Source organism: Inquilinus sp., from assembly GCF_057815775.1.
Window position 1 is genome coordinate 1 of record NZ_JBYRFX010001045.1, and the last position, 3,649, is coordinate 3,649.

The window sequence follows — 3,649 nt, forward strand, 5'->3', positions numbered from 1 at the left end:
GGCACCGCCGCCAGCAGCTTCAGCCGCGCCATCGCCAGCGGCTCGCCCAGGCCGAGATCCGCCGCCGGCCCCGGCAGCCCGGCCAGCAGCAGCGTCTCGGCCTCACCCGCCGTCAGCCCGGTCAGCCGGGTGCGGTAGCCATCGAGCAGCTGGAAGCCGCCGCCCGGGCCGCGATCGGCATAGACCGGGATGCCGGCGGCGGAGAGGTCGTCGATGTCGCGATAGACCGTGCGCACCGACACCTCGAACTCATCCGCCAGCGCCTGCGCGGTCAGCCGGCCGCGGGATTGCAGCAGCAGGAGGATCGAGAGCAGGCGGTCGGCGCGCATGGCCCGACTATAGCCGAAAAAATCCTGACACAGGATGTCAGGAAACAGGCCGCATCATCGTCGCATCAACCGATCGCAGGAGATGACGATGTCAGCCTTGTTCGCGAAGCCCGCCGCCTGCACCGATGCCATCGACACGCCGCGTGATGGCCGTGACGACTTCGACTGGTTCGCCGGGCGCTGGGCCGTGTCGCACCGCAAGCTGCGCCGGCGCCTGGCCGGCGACACGCATTGGGACGAATTCGCCGGCCATTGCGAGATGCGGCCGATGGTCGGCGGGCTGGCCAACGCCGACGACAACATCCTGGAGCTGCCGGCCGGCCCCTATCGTGCCGCCACGCTGCGGCTGTTCGATCCGGCGAAGCGGCTGTGGTCGATCTGGTGGATCGACGGCCGGGCGCCCGGGCTGGACACGCCGGTGCGCGGCCGGTTCGAGAACGGCGTCGGCACCTTCCTCGCCGACGAGACCTGGGAAGGCCGGCCGATCGTGGTCCGCTTCATCTGGTCGGAGATCACCGAGCGGTCGGCGCGGTGGGAACAGGCCTTCTCGACCGATGCCGGCGCCAGCTGGGAGACCAACTGGATCATGCGCTTCGACCGGATCGGCTGATCCCGCTTGCGGCCTGGGCGGCCTGCTTCAGTCGCCCTTGGCCTCGGCGAGCAGCCGCACGGCCTTCATGATGTTCTGCCGGAGCACGGCCGGCTGCTTGTGCGCCTCGGGATCGAGCGACGGTCCGAAGGCGTTCGCCGCCGTCCAGGCCGTGGCGAGCGCCATGATCGCAGTCACCAGGAATGTTGGCGGGAAGGCGGTTCCCACCTGGCCCGCGCCCTGCGCCTGCAGCAGCGCCGCCACCTTCTCGCCCATGGTGTCGCCGAGCCCGGGCGGCCGTCCCGGCGCCTGTTCCAGGCCGAACCACGCCATCAGCCGCATCAGGTCGGGATGCGCCATGGTGAAATCGAACGCACGGGCCGCGTAGCCCGGCAGATCGTCGGGCGTGAACGCGACCGCTTCATAGACCCGCACGAGGTGCTTCTGCAGCACGGTGGTGAACAGCGTCTCTTTGTTCTCGAAGTAGATGTAGATCAGGTTCTTGTTGCATCCGGCCGCCTTGGCGATGCGGTCGACCCGCGCGCCGGCAATGCCATAGGCGGAGAACTCCGCCATGGCCGCCTCCAGAATCCGTTCCCGCGTCGCTTCGGCGGTCCCCATCGCATCGTCCCTGCAATCCGGTCTCGACTCTATCGCTTGACTAACCGGTTAGACAGATCCATCTACTAACTAACCAGTTAGTCAAGATACTGGCCGCAACCGACAGAGGATCGAAACATGGCGCAGCGCACCTGGCTCATCACCGGCGTGAACAGCGGCTTCGGCCGCCATATGACGGAACAGCTTCTCGCCCGCGGCGACCGCGTCGCCGGCACCGTCCGCAAGCTGGATTCGATGGACGACCTCAAGGCCGCCCATGGCGACCTGCTGTGGCTGGCGTCTCTCGACGTCACCGACCGGCCGGCGATCCGCCGGGTGGTGGACCAGGCTTTCGCCGATCTCGGCCGGATCGATGTCGTCGTCAGCAATGCCGGCTATGGCCTGCTCGGCGCGGCCGAGGAAGCGACGGACGAGCAGGTGCAGCACCAGATCGACACCAACCTGACGGGTTCGATCCAGCTGGTGCGGGCGGCGCTGCCGCATCTGCGCCGGCAGGGCGGCGGCCGGATCATCCAGCTCTCCACCGTCGGCGGCCAGGTCGCCTTTCCCGGCGGGTCGCTGTATCACGCCGGCAAATGGGGCATCGAAGGCTTCATCGACGCGGTCGGGCAGGAGGTGGCGCCGTTCAACATCGGCTGCACCCTGGTCGAGCCGGGCGGCGCCCGCACCGACTTCCGCTACCGCAGCGCCCAGCTTGGTCCGAAGATCGATGCCTATGACGCCTCCCCCGCCCGCTTTGCCCGCACCATGATCGAGGCAGGCACGAGCATCCCGCTCGGCGATCCCGCCCGGATGGCCGCGATCATGATCGACAGCGTCGACCAGACCCCGGCGCCGAAGCGGATCGCGCTGGGCAGCGACAGCTACAACGCGATCCACAAGGCGCTGACCGACCGGCTCGCGGCGCTGGAAGCGCAGAAGGACCTGGCCTTCTCGACCGACCTGCCGGTGACCGCCTGACGAGGGACGGCGGCCGCCGGCTGAACGGCCGCCTCAGCCCTGGACGGCGGGCGCCGCCCGGGCCAGGCCGCCGAAGGCGTCGAGCAGCCGGTCGCGCCAGGCGAAGACCGGGTCGCCGGTTTCCAGCAGCTCAACCGGGCTGGCGCAGCGGGCCCACATCAGCATCCCGAACACGCAGTAATCGGCATAGGCGGGCGCCGGCCCAGCCAGGAAGTCGCCGGCCGCCAGCGCCCGCCGCACCGGCAGCAGCGCCTGGCGGACGGCGGCGAGATGGGCCGGGCGGTCCGCCGCCACCTCCTCCAGCGACCGGCCGAAGCGCTGTTCCCGGCTGGTGCGGAAATAGGTGCGGTCGTCGTCATGCACCCGGTCATGGACGTCGACCACGATGACCCGGGCGATGGCCGCGGCCAGCGTGGTGTCGGCCCAGCCATTGACGAACCGTGCCAGCGCCATCGCCTCCACCCCGCCGAACAGCGCCGGCCGGTCGGGGAACCGTTCCTCCAGGTGCAGCGCGATCTGCCAGGAATCGCAGACGGTCTCGCCGTCATGCACCAGCACCGGCACCATGCCCTGGCCGGAGAAGGCAATCCTGTCCTTCTCGGTGAAGCGCCAGGGCACTCGGTCCACCTCCAGCCCCTTATGGGCCAGGGCCATCCGGACCTTCCAGCAATGCGGGCTGAAGCGCAGCGCGGCATCGGCCCCGGCCAGTTCGTAGAGGGTCAGCGCGGCCGTCGCCATGGTCAGGCCCGCCCTTGCACGGTGACAGCCGACTGGCCGAAGAGATGGCGCTTCGACTCCTCCGTCACCGTCGGCACCGTGTTGACCTCTGCCGCGATCTCATAGGCACGGACCACCGAGGGCCGGGTCGCAATAGCGGCAAACCAGCGGGCGACGTTCGGGAAATCCTCGAGCCGCTGCTGCTGCCGCTGATAGGGCACGATCCACGGGTAGATGGCGATGTCGGCGATCGAGAACGCTCCGCCGGCGACGAAATCACGGCCGGCGAGCTGGCGGTCGAGCACGCCGTACAGCCGCCCGGTCTCCTTGACATAGCGCTCGGTGGCATAGGGGATGCGCTCCGGCGCATAGACCGAGAAGTGGTGGTTCTGCCCGGCCATCGGCCCGAGGCCGCCCATCTGCCAGTACAGCC

The 3,649-nt window shown here is 69.3% G+C and carries 6 protein-coding genes; 2 read left to right on the forward strand and 4 right to left on the reverse strand.

Going from position 1 to position 3,649, the window contains the following annotated elements:
* A partial coding sequence (locus tag AC3XYG_RS37155) for a helix-turn-helix transcriptional regulator (RefSeq protein ID WP_489144929.1) occupies positions 1–329 on the reverse strand: 329 nt, incomplete at its 3' end.
* Positions 330–417: 88 nt separating this feature from the next.
* On the opposite strand from AC3XYG_RS37155, the gene AC3XYG_RS37160 reads away from it, so the two are divergent.
* Complete coding sequence (locus AC3XYG_RS37160) at positions 418–939, forward strand: DUF1579 domain-containing protein (RefSeq protein ID WP_489144930.1); 522 nt, start codon at positions 418–420, stop codon at positions 937–939.
* Between the two features lie 27 nt (positions 940–966).
* Here the strand turns inward: AC3XYG_RS37160 and AC3XYG_RS37165 are convergent, their stop codons facing one another.
* Entirely contained in the window at positions 967–1,539 is a 573-nt protein-coding gene (locus AC3XYG_RS37165; RefSeq protein ID WP_489144931.1) for a TetR family transcriptional regulator, read from the reverse strand.
* 117 nt (positions 1,540–1,656) lie between these two features.
* Between AC3XYG_RS37165 and AC3XYG_RS37170 the strand changes: the two genes are divergently transcribed.
* Entirely contained in the window at positions 1,657–2,499 is an 843-nt protein-coding gene (locus AC3XYG_RS37170; RefSeq protein WP_489144932.1) for an SDR family oxidoreductase, read from the forward strand.
* Between the two features lie 33 nt (positions 2,500–2,532).
* Here AC3XYG_RS37170 and AC3XYG_RS37175 read toward each other — a convergent pair whose 3' ends face one another.
* Both AC3XYG_RS37175 and AC3XYG_RS37180 read right to left on the reverse strand, forming a co-directional pair.
* A complete protein-coding gene (locus AC3XYG_RS37175) occupies positions 2,533–3,237 on the reverse strand; it encodes a glutathione S-transferase family protein (RefSeq protein WP_489144933.1) in 705 nt (234 codons plus the stop codon).
* 2 nt (positions 3,238–3,239) lie between these two features.
* Positions 3,240–3,649, reverse strand: a 410-nt coding sequence (locus tag AC3XYG_RS37180) for a glutathione binding-like protein (protein WP_489144934.1), incomplete at its 5' end; no start/stop codon positions are given.

What these genes read in the sequence shown, in the direction of transcription:
- AC3XYG_RS37165 (WP_489144931.1), bottom strand. Translation starts at nt 1,539, where the DNA reads ATGGGGACCGCCGAAGCGACGCGGGAACGGATTCTGGAGGCGGCCATG.
- AC3XYG_RS37170 (WP_489144932.1), top strand. Translation starts at nt 1,657, where the DNA reads ATGGCGCAGCGCACCTGGCTCATCACCGGCGTGAACAGCGGCTTCGGC.
- AC3XYG_RS37160 (WP_489144930.1), top strand. Translation starts at nt 418, where the DNA reads ATGTCAGCCTTGTTCGCGAAGCCCGCCGCCTGCACCGATGCCATCGAC.
- AC3XYG_RS37175 (WP_489144933.1), bottom strand. Translation starts at nt 3,237, where the DNA reads ATGGCGACGGCCGCGCTGACCCTCTACGAACTGGCCGGGGCCGATGCC.